We start from the raw sequence: 20014 nt of genomic DNA on the forward strand, positions 1-20014 counted from the left end.
CTGGCCTTCAATTGAACTGTAAAGCCATTAGAAAATGGACAGCAGTTGTTTTGAGAAGACCCTACAGACGTAACACAGGAAACTGTGTCGTTATGGAAATAATAATCCCTTAAGGGAAAATAAACGGAATATCAAAATGAATTTGCATGAATACCAAGCCAAACAGCTGTTTGCAGAATTCGGTTTGCCTGTACCAGAAGGTTTCGCATGTGATACTGCACAAGAAGCTTTCGAAGCTGCAGGTCGTATCAGTACAGCCAAGAAAGTCGTTAAGTGTCAAGTACACGCTGGTGGCCGCGGTAAAGCGGGCGGCGTAGAGCTACATGACACCAAAGAAGGCGTTAAAGAGTTTGCACAAAAGTGGCTAGGTAAAAACCTAGTGACTTACCAAACAGACGCTAATGGTCAGCCTGTAACTAAGATCCTAGTTGAAGAAGCATCAAACATTGCTAACGAACTTTACCTAGGTGCTGTTGTTGACCGCGCAACGCGTAAAATTGTATTCATGGCGTCAACTGAAGGCGGTGTGGACATTGAGAAAATCGCTGAAGAAACTCCAGAGTTGATTCACCAATCAGCGATCGATCCTCTAGTAGGCCCTCAAGCTTACCAAGGCCGTGAACTGGCGTTCAAACTTGGTCTAGTTGGCGATCAAATCAAACAGTTCGTTAAGATCTTCATGGGTCTTGGCCAAATGTTTTCTCAGTACGACCTAGCTCTACTAGAAATCAACCCGCTTGTAATTACTGGCGAAGGCAACCTGCTTTGTCTAGACGGCAAGATCAACATCGACTCAAACGCGATGTACCGTCAGCCTAAACTACGTGAAATGCACGATCCATCTCAAGAAGATGAGCGCGAAGCACACGCAGCACAGTGGGAACTGAACTACGTAGCACTAGATGGTAACGTTGGCTGTATGGTTAACGGTGCAGGCCTTGCGATGGGTACGATGGATATCGTAAACCTACACGGCGGCAAGCCAGCAAACTTCCTTGATGTAGGCGGCGGCGCGACAAAAGAACGTGTAGCTGAAGCATTCAAGATCATCCTTTCTGATGACAATGTTAAAGCAGTACTCGTAAACATTTTCGGTGGCATCGTTCGTTGTGACATGATCGCTGAAGGTATTATCGGTGCAGTTAAAGAAGTCGGCGTAACAGTTCCTGTAGTTGTTCGTCTAGAAGGTACAAACGCAGACCTAGGTCGCGAAGTACTTGCTAATTCTGATGTTGATATCATTGCAGCTGAATCTCTAACAGATGCTGCTCAGAAAGTTGTTGCTGCTGCGGAGGCTAAATAATGTCTGTATTAATTAACAAAGACACTAAAGTAATCTGTCAGGGTTTCACTGGCGGTCAAGGTACATTCCACTCAGACCAAGCTATCGCATACGGTACGCAAATGGTTGGTGGTGTTTCACCTGGTAAAGGTGGTCAAACTCACCTAGGCCTTCCAGTATTCAACACAGTACGTGAAGCGGTAGAAGTAACTGGCGCAACAGCAACAGTTATCTACGTACCAGCTCCTTTCTGTAAAGATGCAATCCTAGAAGCGATTGATGCAGGTATCGAACTGATCGTAACGATCACTGAAGGTATCCCTACAACAGATATGATCGACGTTAAAGTGAAGCTAGAAGAAACTGGCGTTCGCATGATCGGTCCTAACTGTCCAGGTCTTATCACTCCAGACGAGTGTAAGATTGGTATCATGCCTGGTCACATCCACAAGAAGGGTAAAGTAGGTATCGTATCTCGTTCAGGTACTCTGACATACGAAGCAGTTAAGCAAACAACAGATGAAGGCTTTGGTCAGTCTACATGTGTTGGTATCGGTGGTGACCCTATCCCAGGTTCAAACTTCATTGATATCTTGAAACTTTTCCAAGAAGACCCAGAAACTGAAGCAATCGTAATGATTGGTGAAATCGGTGGTACTGCGGAAGAAGAAGCGGCTGATTTCATCAAAGCAAACGTAACTAAGCCAGTTGTATCTTACATCGCTGGTGTTACTGCTCCTCCGGGCAAACGTATGGGCCACGCAGGCGCAATCATCTCTGGCGGTAAAGGTACTGCTGAAGATAAATTCGCAGCACTAGAAGCAGCAGGCGTTAAGACTGTTAAGTCTCTTGCTGACATCGGTAAAGGCCTACGTGAAATCACGGGTTGGTAATCAGCTGGCTTTTATCGATTGAGATAGAAGTTAACTGAACGATATAAAAAAGGCTTGGTCACTGACCAAGCCTTTTTTATGTTCTCGGGATACGAGATTAGAAATCGTCCTGCTAAGTGCTAAGCTCGGCTTCTAACCATTTGAGATAGCATAAACATTGCTGCCGCAATGATAACCACAGACGGGCCAGCAGGCGTATCATAGAACCAAGACAAGCTTAATCCACCGAATACAGCGATAGAGCCAATAATTGATGCAAGGAAGGCCATCTGCTCAGGTGTGCTCGAGAACTTCCTTGCCGTTGCTGCAGGAATAATCAGTAGCGATGTCATGATTAACGCACCAACAAACTTCATACCGACAGCAATCACGATACCGACCAATAGCATCAGAATCAGACGCATTAAATCAATGTTGATGCCATCAACCGCCGCGAGATCTTCGTTAACCGTCGTTGATAGTAGTGGTCGCCAAAAGATAGCAAGTACTAATCCAATCACAGCAGCACCCGCATAGATGAACACTAAATCCGTTGGAGATACTGCCAGCAAGTCACCAAATAGGTAGCTCATTAGGTCAACACGAACGTTATCTAAGAAACTGACAGCAACCAAACCAAGTGATAGCGCACTGTGCGCCAAAATACCGAGTAGGGTATCGGTCGCGACCAGCTTTTGTTTTTGTAAAGTCACTAGCAACACGGCCAGCATCAAACAACAAATCAGCAGCGCGAAATACAAGTTAATGTTGAACAGAAAGCCAAGTGCTAAGCCCATCAAAGAAGCGTGAGCAAGTGTGTCACCAAAGTAAGCCATCTTACGCCACACCACGAATGAACCTAGTGGGCCTGCAATTAGTGCAATACCCAAACCCGCCAAAATAGAGGGAAGAAGAAACTCAAGCATTAGTGGTGTCCGTGTTTATGGTTTGAACATTCATGCACGTCGCCTTCGACAGGCTGGCCTGCGAGATCATGATGGTGATGTTCGTGTTGGTGATGATAAAACGCTAGCGTCTCTTGGGTCGCGGTGCCAAAGAGCGCAATATACGAAGGATGGTGTTTGATGTCTGCAGGTGCGCCTGAGCAACAGATGTGGTGGTGTAAACAGATAACATCGTCTGTTTTTGCCATCACTAAATGCAGATCGTGTGAAACCATAAATACGGCACAACCAAAGCGGTGGCGAATGGTGTCAATCAAGTCATACAGGTCTATTTGCCCTTGAACGTCGACGCCTTGAGCCGGTTCATCGAGAACCAGTAGATCTGGTCTTCTTAGCAATGAACGAGCAATGAGCACACGTTGGTTTTCTCCGCCAGATAGCTGGTGCATGTTACTCTTCTGCAGATGTTCAGCACCAACGAGCTTCAATGCTTCAAGGATCTCTTGCTGACTGAAATTGCCAGTGAGTTTTAGAAAACGCTCTACGTTGAGCGGTAGGGAATCATTGAGCTTTAATTTTTGTGGTACATAGCCAATTTTCAGTTTTTTAGCTTTTGTTATTGTGCCTGAAAATTTGGTCTGTAAACCCAGTACCACTTTTACTAATGTCGACTTTCCTGCACCGTTTGGCCCAATCAGGGTGGTGATTCTGCCGCGCTCTAAATTTAGAGAGATGTTGTCTAGAACTTTTCGACCGTCAAATTCGACGCTCACAGAATCTAGTTGGATTAAGTTATCCATGAATAGAACTCATTTGCAATTCGCTAATGTTATAATGTAACATTTACCTCAAGCCTAAGCTACTTTTCTATTATCGAGGGATTATGTCACGTTCATCTTTTATACTTGCTACTTTGCTTTTAGCGCCAAGTGTCGCAAGTGCCAATACTATTCTAACAAGCTTTAAACCAATTCAAATGATTGTGACAGAATTAACGCAAGGCGTTAGTGAGCCGGATGTGTTGATGAACAGCAATGCTTCGCCGCATGATTATGCGCTTAAGCCATCGGATGTCAAAAAAGTTCATAGTGCCGATATGGTCATCTGGTTCGGCCCTGACCTAGAAGCCTTTCTGACTAAGGTGATTGGTTCAAAAGAAAATGTTATCAAGATCAGTGATATTCCCGGAATCAACTTGCGAGAGTTCGGACACGAAGAGCATGACCACGATGCACATGAAGGGCACCACCACGGTAGCCATGACCCGCATTTTTGGTTAGGTATCGAGCAAGTTGAAGTAGCTGCAAAATACATCTCAGCTAAGTTGATTGAATCTGATCCAGACAACGCAATGGCGTACCAAGAGAATCTCGATTCATTCCTGATTGCATTGAAAGAGAAGCAACAGTCTATTCGAGAGCAACTTGCACCCGTGAAAGACAAAGGTTACTACGTTTTTCATGACGCGTATGGTTACTTTGAGCAAGAGTTTGAGCTAAATAACTTAGGTCACTTTACGGTGAGCCCAGAGCGTAAGCCGGGTGCAAAAAGCCTGATCGCTATTAAGAAAACGATAGTACGTGAAAACGTTCAATGTGTGTTTTCTGAGCCTCAATTCACTCCTGCTGTGATTGAATCAGTGACGCGCGGAAGTAACGCAAAACAAGGTCAGCTTGACCCTATCGGTTCAACAGTTGAAGTGAAGAGTGGAAGCTATTTCGATTTTCTTCAGCAACTTACAGATAGCTATACAAGTTGCTTAGACGAGAAGTAAGTCATAAACGAGTATTCTTTACTCTACTTTGCTCTCGTTAATTTATGAATCATGCCGCTTTTTGCGGCATTTTCGTGACCGCTAAGATAAAACCTCATAACAAATAACAAACCTCCTTTCTCCTTTTCTAATTTCCGCTAAAATGGAAAGATAATAATAAGCACAAAAAAACTCAGTTTTTGGTTTAGCAACGATAAGACGTTGTGGTACCCAAAATTTCATGTGTTGTTGCTGTTCAGGATTAAGAGTTGTATCGAATTATCTTCAAAATGTTCATGTTAATGAGCATTTCATTTAGCGTTCTAGCGGTAAATACCTCGCCCTCCGTTTTCTATCCTTTGCCCGCTCAAGCGCAAGGGAATTTCCTTGCGGCTAAAAACTTGTATTTAGGTGCCGGAGGTGGGCTCTGGGTTCATGATGTGCATGGAAAAGTACTCTTTTACGATGGTCGAACTCTATTCCCTCGCAAGGAAAGCTTACTGCAATTTTCTTCGGAAAGAGTCGCCTTTCTGAACGATGAGTTTTGGACATTTTTCGACAATGAGGTCTATCGACATAACCCTGGAATTGGCAACGAATTGGCGTTTAGCCTAAGTCCCGGCGCTGAAATAGCGAATATCGGTGCATCAGGCGATTATATTTGGGTTACTGACGGCAGTAATTTCTATACCTACAACACTCAATCTTTAGAATTCAACACCTACTCTCTACTTAAACTGTACCGATACAATAACAGCAGTGACATTGCGATTAACGACGCTGAGTGGGTACTATCAAAGTGGGTGCTAGCGACCAGTTCTGGCGTTTACCTTTCAGAGAATCAAGAGTTTACCCATGTCACCGCATCAGACAAAAACCATATTGAGACGGTTTATTTTTCGAATGCTCGACGTGAGTTAGTGATCGGTACTTTAAATGGTGCTGTGATTGTTGATCTCGCGAACCCAGACAAAGAGACCATCGTTAAAGGGTCGCATGTTCTCTCGTTGGCCGAAACTTCGGACCAGTATTGGATTGGTACAGAGCACGGCCTTATTAGCTACAACTTTATTACGGGACAAATTACTCGATTCGAACAAGCCGCTAGTCAAGACTTCTCGTTACCGGGTGAGAAAATATATTCGTTGATAAACGATCATGCTGGTGGTATGTGGGTTGCGACAAACAACGGTATCCGATACTTCTCACTGTTCAGCAAAACCTTCTCGAGAACACCCCTAACTGGAATGGGCATGCATTCGAGTAGTGTGGTGATCAATAAAGTACTGCCTGTCAGTGACCCGTTATCTTGGGTCGCGTCTTCAATGGGGCTCTACTTGGTTGATTCTGAAAGTGAAGAGAACCCAATTCGTGTTTACTCTAACCCTGTTAATGATTTTGAGATCTTTGGCTCTTCCATTTGGTTGGCGACCGAACAAGGTATCATCAGTCTAAATACGGAAACACTACAACCCGAAGCCCTTGATTTACCAAGGCCAATTGAGGGAGTGCGTGTTGAAAACCTTGCGCTTCAAGCCGATAACGTTCTTTGGATGACCTCTGGGCAAAACCTCTATTCCTTATCTATCGAAACCATGAAACTGACGAGTTATGGCACTGACTGGTTAGTCGACAAGTTCTTGCCTGCGAAGATCACCGCTCTCAATGTAGGCTTGCTAGGTCGCATCTATATAGGAACGGATCATGGCTTCTACTCGTTCATTGATAAACGAATTAGCTTTAGTCGTTCCAGCGAACGGTTTGGCAAAGTCGTCGATATTGAAAAAGCGAAGGATGGAGCGCAGTGGTTTGCGAGCAGTTATGGCGTGTATCGAATCCCGGATGACAGCTCTATTATTCAAGAAATCACTCTTGTTGAAGACAATATTAGCCCCAACTGCCTGATAAGCGATGACAATGGTGTTTGGTTAGGCTCTTCGAAAGGCATCAGTTATTACGGATTGGATGGGCAACTGCATAAACACATAGGTTCGCCATTTGGTTTGATCACCAATGAACTGGTGGCAGGAGCGTGTGCTCTTTTTTACAGTCAAGATAGCCAACCTTCGAGGCTTGTTTTCGGCTCAAAGTATGGTGTAGTCAGCGCGTTATCTAACGAGTTACTGGTATCAACTACACCTCATAGCCGTGCCTTGTTGAGTAAGATAAGTGTCGACCAACAAACGGTATCACTTGGCGGGAAAACGGCAGAGCTGGATGAGATTCCTTATGGTTCATCGATGGGGTTTAAGCTAGGTATCTTACCAGCAACGTTCGCACCTGCGATGGAATACCGACTGAGCGACGATGAACCTTGGAGTGAGTTTGAAGGGGGCTTGTTAACGCTCGATCATCTTCTTCCAGGGGATTACACACTTGAAGTGAAGCCGGTTAAAGACTCCCATTATCGCTTTGTGTCAACCAATCAAAGCTTCTCGATTGCGGAGCCTTGGTATCTGACCAATTGGGCTGCAGCAAGCTCTCTGATATTACTGATTGGCGTTGTGACTATCTTAGTCTTTTGGCGTTCGCGTTATGTCACTTTTGCCAACCGGCACTTAAAAGCGCAAGTTGCACTGAAGACAGACCAATTGAGACACCAAAGCCGGATATTACTCGCGACTAATCAACAGCTTAAAAAGCAGCTATCCGTGAAGAATGCGCTTGTGTCTCACACTGCCAATGAACTTTCTTCTGAAGTGAATCATATTGCTGCGATGCTCCCGAATTGGAATGACGAGCTCGGGAAGTCGCCGATTCTAACCTTGAAAAATGGCTTAGCGCAATTGAGCAATACCCCCCAAGGGAAAGGGCAAGTTTGTTACGATATAATTTTAATCTTAGAGGCGGTACTCAAAGCTTGGCAGGATGACTTAACCAAAGCCGGTATTGAATTGGATATTAAAGTCGAAACAAAACAACGATATGTCTCGTTGCTGTATTTTAATCTCGATATTATCTTCAATAGCTTGGTTGCGAGCATCATCAAGAGAAACTTTAAGTCGCAGAGTATGGTGGTTCTGGTTGAAGAGGTTAAGGAGCATCTTGTTGTGACCATTCGAGATCATGGCATGCCTTTCCCTAAACTGGCATCAAGCATGGGTGACAATACCGGAAAGTCGACCGACCTTAACATCGAAAAGCTGCCGCTATTGATGAATCAGAGCGGTGGTGAGCTTAATGCCTTTGTTTCGGAGTCTCAAAATAAGGTTCAGCTTTCGTGGCCAATTGAGTATCAAGTACTCGACAATCTTGAAGCCAGCACAATTGAACAGATTGAAACCATTAAGCTTGCCGCCTCAACACCAGAGCAACAAAAACTGACAGCGGAACAAGAGTGGAAGAACAGAGTGTCGCAGCTTGTGAGTGAAAACTACGCTGATGCCGAGTTCAGTACTGCAACTGCCGCTAAGTATTTGTTTATGTCTGAGAGAAGCTTACAGAGACGCTTTAAATCGGCTTACAACAAGACCTTCAAAGAGCACTTGAATGAAGTACGTCTAGAGCATGCGTGTGAGCGCTTACTCGCTGGAGAGAAGATCTCTGATGTGGCGTTTGATTCGGGGTTCAATGACCCTTCCTATTTCAGTCAAAGGTTTAAGCACCACTTTGGCATGTCACCATCTAAGTTTGCTGAAAACAACGAAGAGTAGCACGCAGCGGATACTCAGCTAGAACATAAATAAAGATACTTTAGCCTCGACATTCGTGTTGGGGCTTTCTTATGCTTCTACGAGATAAGAGATAAGAGATAAGAGATAAGAGATAAGAGATAAGAGATAAGAGATAAGAGATACGAGATAAATGGGGAGTTTAAAAAGGTTGTTGGGATAAAACAAAGGGAAGAAAAAAATATCGTGGCATAGCCGGGGGGACTATACCACGGGTGCCAACGACACCTTCGCTTGCTGCCGGAGTGATATAGCAAAGCCATATCACCTCTGGAATAAAATTAAAGAGAAGTAGTTTCTCTTCGATGGAGTAACTATACGTCCAGCTACTTATTTTACTTATAAAATTAACGACAGATACCTATGAGAAAACCGACATTGTCTCAAGTGATTGATAATTAATGATTTGTTTTTGTTTGGGAGGGTTTGTACTAGTTAGGTAGTTCTCGCTAGTTGTTGAAAGTAACGTTTTTGACGTAAACGTTTTTAACGAAACTTACGAGTATGTATTTTCGAAAACATTGATTTCACACAATAGAATTGTGGGCATGTATGTGTATCATGGCGTTAATAACAATCTTTCTCATTATCAGTCACGAATTGGGTACTTATGAAACTCTCACAACTAGAGCAAGGAAAGGCGGCTTCTATTGTTGCACTAACAGGTTTAACACCAGACGTAAGGAAGAAACTTATGGTCATGGGTATGTTGCCAAAAACCGAGGTGACGCTTATCCGCCGTGCACCTATGGGTGATCCGCTTCAAGTTGAAGTGAGAGGTGTTTCTATCGCCATTCGTGAAAGCATTGCAGAACAAATCGAGGTTATCTAAATGGATTATCAAGTTCTTACCGTTGGTAACCCGAATAGTGGTAAAACAACACTGTTCAACGCACTGACTGGTGCTAAGCAGCACGTTGGTAACTGGGTTGGTGTCACTGTTGAAAAGAAGACGGGTTTATACTCGCACGCTGGTGATCAGTTTCAACTAACGGATTTACCGGGTATCTACGCACTAGACAGTGGTAATGATGCGAACAGCATCGATGAGTCTATCGCGTCTCGCGCTGTTTTAACTCACCCAGCAGATGTGATCATCAATGTTGTCGACGCTAACTGTCTAGAACGAAGCTTATATATGACATTACAGCTGCGTGAGTTGGGTCGCCCAATGATCGTTGTGTTGAACAAAATGGATGTATTAAAGCGCGAACGTCAGGTGATTAACCTTAAAGCACTAGAGAAAGAGCTAGGTTGCCCAGTTCTAAGCTTGTCTGCAAACGATAAAGGTCAAGTGGTTCGCTTTAAAGAGCGTCTGCATAAACTGCTTGTTCAAGGTGTGAGCCTTGACCCTATCTCTATTGATTACGATGCCGCGTTAGAAGCTCTTATCCCTTCTGTTGAGTCACAATTTGATGATGCTGACGTATCTCACCGAGCGCTAGCGATTCGTGCTTTAGAAAATGATTACTTGGTATTGAATGGTTTAGCCCCACAAACTCGCACTCAAATTGATAGCGTGCGTCTTGGTGCCGATTTCGATATTGACCTTGCTGTTGCTGACGCTAAATACACTTTCTTACATGACCTTTGTAAACGTGTTCGTCGCAGCGAAGGCAAACTAAGCCGTAACTTTACAGAGAAAGCAGACCAATTCATTTTGAACAAATGGGTCGGTATTCCTTTCTTCTTCGTTATCATGTACCTAATGTTCATGTTCTCTATCAATATCGGTAGTGCGTTTATCGACTTCTTCGATATTGGTGTTGGAGCAATATTAGTTGATGGTGGACACCACTTATTAGATGGCCATTTACCAGTTTGGTTAGTCACTGTACTTGCTGATGGTATTGGCGGCGGTATCCAAACGGTTGCGACCTTTATTCCTGTTATCGCAGCGCTTTACCTATTCTTAGCGGTACTAGAAAGCTCAGGCTACATGGCTCGTGCTGCATTTGTACTTGATAAAGTGATGCAGAAGATTGGTTTACCGGGTAAAGCATTTGTCCCACTTGTACTGGGCTTTGGTTGTAACGTGCCTTCAATCATGGCAACTCGTACTCTTGACCAAGAGCGCGAACGTAAACTAGCAGCATCAATGGCGCCGTTTATGTCATGTGGTGCTCGTTTACCGGTATACGCACTGTTCGCGGCGGCGTTCTTCCCAGGTGCAGGACAAAACGTAGTATTCGCTCTGTACATCATGGGTATCGTTGCTTCTGTATTTACGGGTTTGTTCCTGAAAAACACGATCTACCCAGGTAGCAGTGATAGCTTAGTGATGGAAATGCCAGATTACGAATTGCCGACAGTGCAAAACGTAATGTTGAAAACTTGGCAGAAGCTGAAGCGTTTCGTACTTGGTGCAGGTAAAACAATCGTGATGGTTGTGGCTATTCTTAGCTTCCTAAACTCTCTAGGTATGGACGGCAGCTTTGGTAACGAAGATAGCGAAAACTCAGTACTGTCTAGAGCAGCTCAAGTTGTAACACCTGTATTCCAACCAATTGGTATTACTGAAGAGAACTGGCCTGCAACGGTTGGTATCATCACAGGTATTTTCGCTAAAGAAGCCGTTGTTGGTACATTAAATAGCCTATATACAACGCCTTCTGATGAAGAAGCAGCTGAGTTTGACTTAGCAGCAAGCCTGCAAGAAGCGGTAATGACGATCCCTGAAAACCTAGCCGGATTGAGCTACTCAGATCCATTAGGTATTGAAGTTGGCGACTTGTCTGACTCTAATTCTGTAGCAGCTGACCAAGAAGTCGATACCTCTATCTTTGGTAACTTGAAAGACAAGTTTGTATCTGGTCATGCGGCATTCGCTTACTTGATTCTTATCCTGCTTTACACGCCTTGTGTGGCCGCGATGGGTGCTTATGTTCGTGAATTTGGTCAGACGTTTGCACGCTTCATCGCGGTTTGGACGATGGCTCTTGGTTACTTTGGTGCGACTTTCTACTACCAAGCGGCAAACTTTGCTGCGCATCCTGTGACAAGTGCAGTATGGATGGTGGCGATTGCTGGTGGTTTTGTGGTGACGTATCGCGTCTTCAAGAAAGTGGGCAGTAAGCAGAAAGCACTAGAGGTGCAAGTAGTATGATTTTAACTGAACTTCATCAATACATTGATAGCCACGGCGTTGCGGCTCGTAAAGAGCTCGCTGCAAAGTTTGGCATGAGTGAAGATGGCGTCGATGCGATGCTGAGTGTTTGGGTCAAGAAAGGGAAAGTTTCTCGCTTGGTCGATACGAATAAGCATGGTCATACAACGCGTATTCGCTACACCATCAGCAAACAAGATGGTTTGTCGCTTAACGTGATGATGTAGTTCGGTTTTCAGACTCTCGTTGAAAAAGGCGAGATTAGAAAATGACAAAGCCGCTTATCTAAGATGAGCGGCTTTTTGTTATGTGTCTTTTCTGAAGTGTTTTGCTTTAAAGCTCAATGAGATGAACTCGAATTATGCTTTCTTGAAGATAGAGCTCAGTGACAGAACGTTTTGGATACGAGTCAGGATAGCGGCTTGATCTTCTTCACTGCGCTGTTCGCCTTTTGTATTACCCCATACTGGGCCGGGCCAAGCAATGTCGTCTTTGAAGCGTGCAATATGGTGGATGTGCAGTTGTGGCACCATATTACCCAGCGCACCAAGGTTCAATTTGTCTGGTTGGAACGTTGCTTCTAATGCTTGGCTTACCGCCTGAGATTCATGTAGGAACTGCTGTTGCTCTTTCATTGGTAAGTGGTGCAACTCTTTTAGGTTGGCACGTTTTGGTACCAAGATAACCCAAGGCACTGCGTTATCTTTGTGTAGCAGGGCTAAGCTCAGTGGAAATTCGCCGATAAGTGTGGTGTCTTTCGCAAGTTGCGGGTGAAGTTCGAAGCTCATGATCTTTCCAATTAATTGTTTTACATGAGTATAAGGTCGGAGTTTGAATGTGGCTAGGGCTTACGTTCTCAATAAGCAGATTCCCTATCACGTTCGTCCCTCACTGTAGGGAATGATGGCGAGAAGAGGGATAACGATTTGGTGTGGTTTGATGGCGCATCATTGATGTTGTCTTGGATTCACTACACCTATTCTCGTCATCTCCTAGAGCGACGAATGAGCGTAATAGGAGATCTCTTGCTGTGTAGGTTAGCTAATCGCTTAAATAATCGAGTAAACAAACCTCCAGACAAAAAAAGGTTGACGCTTTCACGTCAACCTTTCTAATTTTCTCGAATCTCGAATCTCGAATCTCGAATCTCGAATCTCGAATCTCGAATCTCGAATCGCTTACATGCGCTCTAGAGTGTCGATACCTAAAAGCGACAGACCTTGCTTGATCGTCTTCGCTGTTAGTGCAGCAAGCTTCAGACGGCTCTGCTTAACAGCTTTGTCTTCAGCAACTAGGATAGGGCAAGCTTCGTAGAAGCTAGAGAATTGACCAGCTAGTTCGAATAGGTAGCTACACATGATGTGTGGTTGACCTTCACGAGCAACAGACTGTACTGCTTCTTCAAACTGTAGAAGTTTCGCGATAAGCGCTTTCTCTTTCTCTTCAGTGATTTTGATTTCACCTTCAAGCGAGTCCATAGAAATGCCAGCTTTAGCAAATACAGAAGCAACACGAGTGTATGCGTACTGCATGTATGGTGCTGTGTTGCCTTCGAATGCAAGCATGTTGTCCCAATCGAACACGTAGTCAGTAGTGCGGTGCTTAGAAAGGTCTGCGTACTTAACCGCTGCCATAGCAACAGTGTTCGCGATCGCTTTCTTCTCGTCTTCTGCTAGTTCTGGGTTCTTAGATTCGATTAGCTGCGCTGCACGAACTTCGGCTTCATCAAGAAGATCAGCAAGACGAACAGTACCGCCTGCACGAGTCTTGAATGGTTTACCGTCTTTACCTAGCATCATGCCGAATGCGTGGTGCTCAAGAGAAACAGATTCTGGGATGTAACCTGCTTTACGAACGATAGTCCAAGCTTGCATTAGGTGTTGGTGCTGACGTGAGTCGATGAAGTAAAGTACGCGGTCTGCGCCTAGTTCTTCAAAACGGTATTTTGCACAAGCGATATCAGTGGTTGTGTAAAGGAAGCCGCCGTCACGTTTCTGGATGATAACGCCCATTGGGTCGCCATCTTTGTTTTTGTATTCGTCTAGGAATACAACCTGTGCGCCGTCATCTTCTTTAGCAAGACCTTGCTCTTTCAGATCCGCAACAATAGTTGGAAGCATGTGGTTGTACATGCTTTCGCCCATTACGTCATCACGTGTTAGAGACACGTTTAGACGATCGTAGTTGCGTTGGTTTTGAATCATTGTTACGTCAACAAGCTTCTTCCACATCTCTGCGCAGAACTCGTCGCCGCTTTGCAGTTTAACAACGTAGCCACGTGCTTTAACTGCGAACTCTTCGTCTTCATCGTAGAGCTTTTTAGATTCACGGTAGAAGCCTTCAAGGTCAGCAAGTTCCATTGAAACTTCACCAGACTCAGCCTGAACGCGCTCAAGGTTTGCGATAAGCATACCGAATTGAGTACCCCAGTCACCGATGTGGTTAGCGCGGATAACGTTGTGGCCTAGAAATTCGAGAGTACGAACTACTGCATCACCGATGATAGTTGAACGTAGGTGACCAACGTGCATTTCTTTAGCAACGTTTGGCGCAGAGTAATCCGCAACAATAGTTTGCGTTTCAGCAACGGCAACACCAAGGCGAGAGTCAGCCAATGCTGCGTCTGCTTGTTTGGCTAGGAAAGCTTCATCTAGGAAGATGTTAAGGAAACCTGGGCCTGCGATTTCAACTTTAGACGCGATACCGTCTAGGTTTAGAACGTCCAATACTTTTTGAGCAAATTCTCGTGGGTTAGTGCCTAGTCGTTTAGCAACGCCCATAACGCCGTTTGCTTGGTAGTCACCAAACTGTGGTTTTGCAGATTGACGAACAGCAGCAGGAGAGCCTGCAGGTGCGCCAGCGGCTTCTAGAGCCTGAGATACTTTGTCATTAATAAGTGCTTGGATATTCACACGCGTTTCCTTCAATTCAAGGATGATAAGAGTGGCCGTTAATTCTTGGTCATTAAATTGGTTAATTATGCTTCTAGTTAACGATTTAATGCCAAAATCAGCAGCAGACTCTGTTTAAGTTCACAGAAATGGCGGTAATCATACCAATTTTGTGCGGTTTCTTATAGGTCGAATTGATAGAAAATTAACATTTCCTGAGTGGTTTTTGACAATCGACTTTTAGCAAGACGTGTTTGCATGTTTAAGGAGCGAAAAGAACATAGTTATTGAGTGTTTTTTGTAAAAGCAACGCTTGTTGCAAAAGGCAAAACTGATAACATGCAGCCATTATTTGGAGAACACAGACAATGATGATGAGCCTGAAGCAAGCTGAACTAGAACCACAACAAATGATCGCCCGCCTTGATACTTTTATGGCAAAAATCGAGAGCCTAGGAAATACATTAGGTTTGGATCTGAGTTTTGCTCAAGCGGATCATATTGCGCTGCGAATCAATGACACTGAGCTAGCGAAATCTGCCCATCAAGCGTGGTCTGAGTACGGCTCTATGATTTCTGAGGCGATGATTAATGGTCGTCCAATTGTGGTGTTGGCTTTCGATGAACCCTTGCAAAGCCTTGGCTGGAAAATTGAATGTTTGGAGCTGCCATATCCAGCAGAAGGTAAGATTTACCCAAGCCAAGATTGGGAACATGTAGAGTTTGTGATTCCTTCTCATGCCCAAACAGCTGATGAGTATCTAGCGGATCTTAAAGAAACTTACCCGCAGTTCGCTGCTAACTTTGAAACGCTGGGTGAGCAAGGCGTTAAGATCAAACTCTCTAGCCCGAAAGGCGAGGGTGAACGCTTGAATAACCCAACAGTGGCTTTTAAACATCAAGGGATTTGCATCAAGCTGCATCCACACTCTTTGAAGAAGATTGTGGAATCAGAACAGGCTTAATTTGAATAGAGAGTTGCTAGGAAAGAGATTCCTGATCTCGCCTTGGCTCGTCGGAATGACGGGGTGTTCGATGAAATTTTCCAGAGTCTATCTTTGGATACTGACAGACTGAGCGTTCGAGGGCGTATGTTAGAGCCTATAGCTTGAAGATTCATCATCGACTTCGTCACTCCCGATAGCGACGAAGGAGCGTAATTGGGAATCTCGTAAAGCGAGTCTGATCATCAGATACTAAAAACGCGCGATGGGCTGTCCCTATTGCGCGTTTTTTTATTGGGTTTTAACTGGAAGTCTTACCGGAAATCGATATCCGACTTACAGAATCACAGTCTTGTTGCCGTAAACAAACACATGATCATTGATCACCTTGTTTAGCGACTTACTTAATACATTCTTCTCTACGTCACGACCGGCTTGCGCCATGTCTTTCGCGCTGAAGTTGTGATCCACAGGGATAACATCTTGCTTGATGATTGGACCTTCATCCAAATCATTCGTCACAAAGTGTGCCGTTGCGCCAATGATCTTCACGCCGCGCTCATACGCTTGTTGGTATGGCTTCGCGCCAATAAATGCTGGCAAGAAGCTGTGGTGGATATTGATGATCTTGTGGTGGTATTTTTCAACAAAACCTGGTGTCAGCACTCGCATGTACTTAGCCAAAACAAGGTAATCCGCCTCGTACTGGTCAATCACTTCTAGCATCTTCTTCTCATGTTCTTCACGGTTTAGCCCTTCGTGAGAAACATGGTGGTAAGGGATGTCAAAACGCTCGGTTAGGCTTTGTAGAATGTCGTAGTTACCGACAACGGCCGCAATTTCAACGTCTAAGCTGCCATCGAAGTTCTTCATTAGAATGTCGCCAAGGCAGTGTGCTTCCTTGGTCACGAGTATCACAACACGCTTGCGAGACGAATCAACAAGCTTACGTTTCGTATTTGGTGGCAGGGCTTGATCTAAATCGGCAAGTAAGGTTTCGTCATTGAAATACCCTTCAAGCTCGGTGCGCATAAAGAAGTGGCCACTTGTGTTATCTACGAACTCATTGTTGTGCACAATATTGAGTTGGTGTTTGTAACAAATGTTGGTGATCTTCGAGATGAGGCCTGGGGCATCAGTACAATGTGTTAGTAAAGTTTTTCTTTCCATTTGCATCTTACTTCCATGAAATGTTGCACTTATTATATGAAATCGGGATTCTTCAAATTTAATGCAGGCCGTCGAACGGTGAACTGAGCCGCAATATCACCGTTATAATTAATCTATTATCAAGTTGGTTTCAACAAATTCTGCTGCTCATTTATCGCTTTGATAAATTGTTTGATATAGAAATATCAGTTTTTAGATAGAAAAACAGGCAGAAGCTTCATTTTTAAAAGTTTTGACCGTAGTACGCATTTGAACTTCAACCGAGGCATTTACGCCTTGGCCAAAAATAGAGGTGATACTTATGGATAAAGAGTTACTAGCCAAAAAACTGTACTGCAAGCGAGTGAATTCATTGGCGAGAGGTACCGAATTAGATAGTCATGTTCTAGATGAAATGTGGGAAAGTAAGACCTCACCAACCGATGCAGCGAAAGCCATACAGCCTGGTGATAACCATTTTGAAGGTGCTCCTTGGCTATCACGTTATCTCAGTCGAAAATAAAAACGATTCTCTAATTCCTACTTCTTCAATTCTTACCTTCAAGGTAACTTAAGCCACGTCAAGCCAAACCAAACACCTCCGGTGCGAAGTCATTCTTGATTCGCGCCGGCTCACTAAACCTGCCATAATTCTCCTTCTCTTTTTCTAAACTTCGTACTCTATGATATCTAAAACGTTTTCTGCTGATGGCGCTCTGGGCAAAGCTATCCCTGGGTTTCAACCAAGACAAGCTCAGTTAGACATGGCTGAAGCGGTTTCACAAGCTATTGAAAATCAAAGCCAGTTGGTTGTTGAGGCTGGAACAGGTACTGGTAAGACGTTTGCTTACCTAGTGCCTGCGCTGCTTAGTGGCAAGAAAACCATCATTAGTACGGGGTCTAAAAACCTTCAAGAACAGCTGTTTCACCGAGATTTACCCTTGATGGTCGATGCGCTTGGCTTTTATGGTCAAGTTGCGTTGCTCAAAGGACGTTCAAACTATTTGTGTTTGGACAGACTCAGCCGCCAAATGATCGAGAGTCATGGTGCTCATACCGATCCAACGCTGCTGGCTCAGTTAGTCAAAGTTCGTAGTTGGTCGTCATCCACTCAAACGGGTGATTTAGGCGATTGTGATGATATCGCTGAAGACAGCCCGGTTATTCCAACCATTACCTCGACCAATGATAATTGCTTGGGTAAAGAGTGCCCAAGCTATACCGATTGCTTTGTGCTTAAAGCGCGTAAAAAAGCGATGGATTCCGATGTGGTGGTCGTAAACCACCACCTTTTCCTAGCTGATTTGGCGATCAAAGAAACCGGATTTGGCGAATTGATACCTGAAGCTGACGTGTTTATTTTCGATGAAGCACATCAACTTCCTGACATCGCCAGCCAGTACTTCGGACAATCGGTTTCCAGTCGACAGATCCAAGAGTTAGCCAAAGACATTGAAATTGCTTACCGAACTGAAGCCAAAGACATGCGTCAGCTACAGAAAGTAGGGGATAGGCTCGTTCAATCGTCAGCCGATCTGCGTATTGTGCTTGGTGATACCGGCTTTCGTGGTAACTGGCGCGAAGCTTTGAAATCCGAGTCGATTGCACGCGAGTTAGTTCGTTTGCAAGATGCTCTGCAACTTGCTGTTGATGTATTGAAGTTAGCACTTGGGCGAAGCCAGCTGTTAGATACCGCTTTCGAACGCGCAAATATGATTAAGTCGCGTATCGAACGTGTGTGCGATGTGTCGATCACTGGCTATTCGTATTGGTATGACACTACACCGCGCCACTTTGCTCTGCATATCACACCGCTTTCTGTCGCCGATAAATTCCACGAACAGATTAAGCTGAAGCCGGGCGCATGGGTGTTTACCTCAGCAACCTTGGCGGTGTCGGATGATTTCGAACACTTTACTTCTCGATTAGGGTTAAAACCGTCGGCACAGTTTTCACTGCCGAGCCCGTTTGATTATCCGAATCAAGCGCGCTTGTGTGTGCCTCGTTATCTTCCAGAACCGAATAGCCCCGGTCTCGCGGATAAGCTAGTAAGAATGCTGACTCCTGTGATTGAGCAAAACCAAGGCCGCTGTTTCTTCTTGTGTACTTCACACAGCATGATGAAAGAGTTGGGGGAGCGATTCCGTGAAACCCTCTCGGTTCCCGTTCTATTGCAAGGTGAGACAAGTAAGCAAAAAACCTTAGCCGAATTCATGGAATTAGGTAACGCATTGCTGGTGGCTACAGGTGCTTTCTGGGAGGGGATAGATGTTAGGGGCGACGCATTAAGCTGTGTTATCATCGATAAATTGCCCTTTACAGCCCCTGATGACCCTTTACTTAAGGCTCGAATCGAGGACTGTAAGCTAAAAGGGGGTGATCCTTTTGCACAAGTACAGTTGCCAGACGCTGTGATTACCTTGAAACAAGGTGTCGGCCGATTGATACGTGACAAGCGCGATAATGGTGCTTTGATTATTTGCGATAACCGATTGGTGACTCGCGATTACGGTGGCATATTTTTGGCGAGTTTACCGCCTATCCCTCGTACACGTGACTTAGGGGTCATTAAGGAATTCTTAGCTAAAGACCATTCAACCGCTGCTGAGTAATTGGCATTGTTGAGTTTAGCCATTATTTTTAGATTAGATAACGAATATTTGAGACACAAATGAGCGCGAAAATTCTTGCAGTAGATACCGCAACTGAAAACTGTTCAGTTGCATTAGTAATTGGTGACCAGGTGTTCGCACGTAGCGAAGAGGCTCCTCGAGACCATACGAAGAAAATTCTACCTATGGTGGATGAAGTACTGAAAGAAGCGAATGTCGCTTTAACCGATATCGATGCTATCGCGTTTGGCCAAGGCCCAGGCAGTTTCACGGGTGTGCGTATTGGTATTGGTATTGCTCAGGGCTTGGCTTTTGGTGCGGATTTACCAATGATTGGTGTCTCTACACTGGCAGCGATGGCGCAAGGCAGCTACCGTAAATTTGGTGAAACTCATGTAGCAACAGCGATTGATGCGCGTATGAGCGAAGTGTACTGGGCTCGTTACAGCCGCGAACAAGATGGTCGTTGGACTGCGGTTGATGCCGAATGTGTAACGCCACCAAGTGAACTGGCTGCGCAGTTAGAAGCAGATTCTGAAATATGGGCGAAAGTCGGTACCGGCTGGGAAGCTTATGCCGAGCATATGGATACACTTGCGATCAACACCAAAGCGTGTGAAGTGCTATTCCCAGAAGCTCAAGATATGGCGTTCCTTGCTCAATTTGCTTACGCAGAAGGTAAAGCGGTTGCAGCAGAAGAATCTGAGCCAGTTTATCTTCGTGACAAAGTGACTTGGAAGAAACTGCCAGGTCGCGAATAATTTTTACAAGGTTCTGATGCAAATTAGGTCTAAATGCGTATTATTTAGATTTGAGAGGGCAGATATTT

At 44.6% G+C, this 20014-nt stretch carries 16 protein-coding genes; 11 read left to right on the forward strand and 5 right to left on the reverse strand.

Annotated elements, in window-relative coordinates; translation table 11 throughout:
• Positions 1-136 precede the first annotated feature (136 nt).
• Together sucC and sucD are read left to right on the forward strand one after the other, a co-directional pair.
• Positions 137-1303, forward strand: a complete 1167-nt coding sequence (gene sucC, locus AB4274_RS00540; protein WP_010436793.1) for an ADP-forming succinate--CoA ligase subunit beta — start codon at positions 137-139, stop codon at positions 1301-1303.
• The gene (gene sucD / locus AB4274_RS00545; RefSeq protein ID WP_017061945.1) at positions 1303-2175 is read left to right on the forward strand and encodes a succinate--CoA ligase subunit alpha; all 873 of its coding nucleotides are present in this window, start codon (positions 1303-1305) and stop codon (positions 2173-2175) included. The genes sucC and sucD overlap by 1 nt, the downstream gene beginning before the upstream one ends.
• Positions 2176-2294: 119 nt before the next feature.
• Here sucD and znuB read toward each other — a convergent pair whose 3' ends face one another.
• Together znuB and znuC are read right to left on the reverse strand one after the other, a co-directional pair.
• The gene (znuB, locus tag AB4274_RS00550; protein ID WP_372110545.1) at positions 2295-3080 is read right to left on the reverse strand and encodes a zinc ABC transporter permease subunit ZnuB; all 786 of its coding nucleotides are present in this window, start codon (positions 3078-3080) and stop codon (positions 2295-2297) included.
• Positions 3080-3859 (reverse strand): zinc ABC transporter ATP-binding protein ZnuC, encoded by a 780-nt coding sequence (gene znuC / locus AB4274_RS00555; protein ID WP_017061943.1) that lies wholly within the window; start codon positions 3857-3859, stop codon positions 3080-3082. The genes znuB and znuC overlap by 1 nt, the downstream gene beginning before the upstream one ends.
• Positions 3860-3942: 83 nt before the next feature.
• On the opposite strand from znuC, the gene znuA reads away from it, so the two are divergent.
• From znuA to AB4274_RS00580, 5 genes are all read left to right on the forward strand, one after another.
• The gene (znuA, locus tag AB4274_RS00560) at positions 3943-4833 is read left to right on the forward strand and encodes a zinc ABC transporter substrate-binding protein ZnuA (RefSeq protein WP_017067380.1); all 891 of its coding nucleotides are present in this window, start codon (positions 3943-3945) and stop codon (positions 4831-4833) included.
• A gap of 269 nt (positions 4834-5102) precedes the next feature.
• A complete protein-coding gene (locus AB4274_RS00565) occupies positions 5103-8465 on the forward strand; it encodes a helix-turn-helix domain-containing protein (protein WP_372110642.1) in 3363 nt (1120 codons plus the stop codon).
• Positions 8466-9093: 628 nt separating this feature from the next.
• Positions 9094-9315: a FeoA family protein gene (locus AB4274_RS00570; RefSeq protein WP_004734203.1), complete on the forward strand. Its 222-nt coding sequence runs from the start codon at positions 9094-9096 to the stop codon at positions 9313-9315.
• A complete protein-coding gene (feoB, locus tag AB4274_RS00575) occupies positions 9316-11589 on the forward strand; it encodes a Fe(2+) transporter permease subunit FeoB (protein ID WP_017061939.1) in 2274 nt (757 codons plus the stop codon).
• Positions 11586-11816 (forward strand): FeoC-like transcriptional regulator, encoded by a 231-nt coding sequence (locus AB4274_RS00580; RefSeq protein WP_017061938.1) that lies wholly within the window; start codon positions 11586-11588, stop codon positions 11814-11816. Before feoB ends, AB4274_RS00580 begins: the two co-directional genes overlap by 4 nt.
• 132 nt (positions 11817-11948) lie before the next feature.
• Here the strand turns inward: AB4274_RS00580 and AB4274_RS00585 are convergent, their stop codons facing one another.
• The gene (locus tag AB4274_RS00585; protein ID WP_017061937.1) at positions 11949-12377 is read right to left on the reverse strand and encodes an HIT domain-containing protein; all 429 of its coding nucleotides are present in this window, start codon (positions 12375-12377) and stop codon (positions 11949-11951) included.
• A gap of 390 nt (positions 12378-12767) precedes the next feature.
• On the reverse strand, positions 12768-14501 hold the full coding sequence (argS, locus tag AB4274_RS00590; RefSeq protein ID WP_017070297.1) for an arginine--tRNA ligase: 1734 nt from the start codon (positions 14499-14501) through the stop codon (positions 12768-12770).
• Between the two features lie 347 nt (positions 14502-14848).
• Here argS and AB4274_RS00595 point away from each other — a divergent pair, with 347 nt between their 5' ends.
• The gene (locus tag AB4274_RS00595) at positions 14849-15445 is read left to right on the forward strand and encodes a VOC family protein (protein WP_017070298.1); all 597 of its coding nucleotides are present in this window, start codon (positions 14849-14851) and stop codon (positions 15443-15445) included.
• A gap of 315 nt (positions 15446-15760) precedes the next feature.
• Here the strand turns inward: AB4274_RS00595 and purU are convergent, their stop codons facing one another.
• On the reverse strand, positions 15761-16594 hold the full coding sequence (gene purU, locus AB4274_RS00600; protein ID WP_372110548.1) for a formyltetrahydrofolate deformylase: 834 nt from the start codon (positions 16592-16594) through the stop codon (positions 15761-15763).
• Between the two features lie 301 nt (positions 16595-16895).
• On the opposite strand from purU, the gene AB4274_RS00605 reads away from it, so the two are divergent.
• From AB4274_RS00605 to tsaB, 3 genes are all read left to right on the forward strand, one after another.
• Entirely contained in the window at positions 16896-17096 is a 201-nt protein-coding gene (locus tag AB4274_RS00605; protein WP_372110550.1) for a hypothetical protein, read from the forward strand.
• Positions 17097-17256: 160 nt separating this feature from the next.
• A complete protein-coding gene (locus AB4274_RS00610) occupies positions 17257-19185 on the forward strand; it encodes an ATP-dependent DNA helicase (protein WP_372110552.1) in 1929 nt (642 codons plus the stop codon).
• 59 nt (positions 19186-19244) lie between these two features.
• A complete protein-coding gene (gene tsaB, locus AB4274_RS00615; protein WP_017062379.1) occupies positions 19245-19946 on the forward strand; it encodes a tRNA (adenosine(37)-N6)-threonylcarbamoyltransferase complex dimerization subunit type 1 TsaB in 702 nt (233 codons plus the stop codon).
• Positions 19947-20014 lie beyond the last annotated feature (68 nt).

The sequence above is a fragment of the Vibrio sp. 10N.261.55.A10 genome (assembly GCF_041470825.1).
In the GTDB taxonomy this organism is placed as follows: domain Bacteria; phylum Pseudomonadota; class Gammaproteobacteria; order Enterobacterales; family Vibrionaceae; genus Vibrio; species Vibrio crassostreae_C.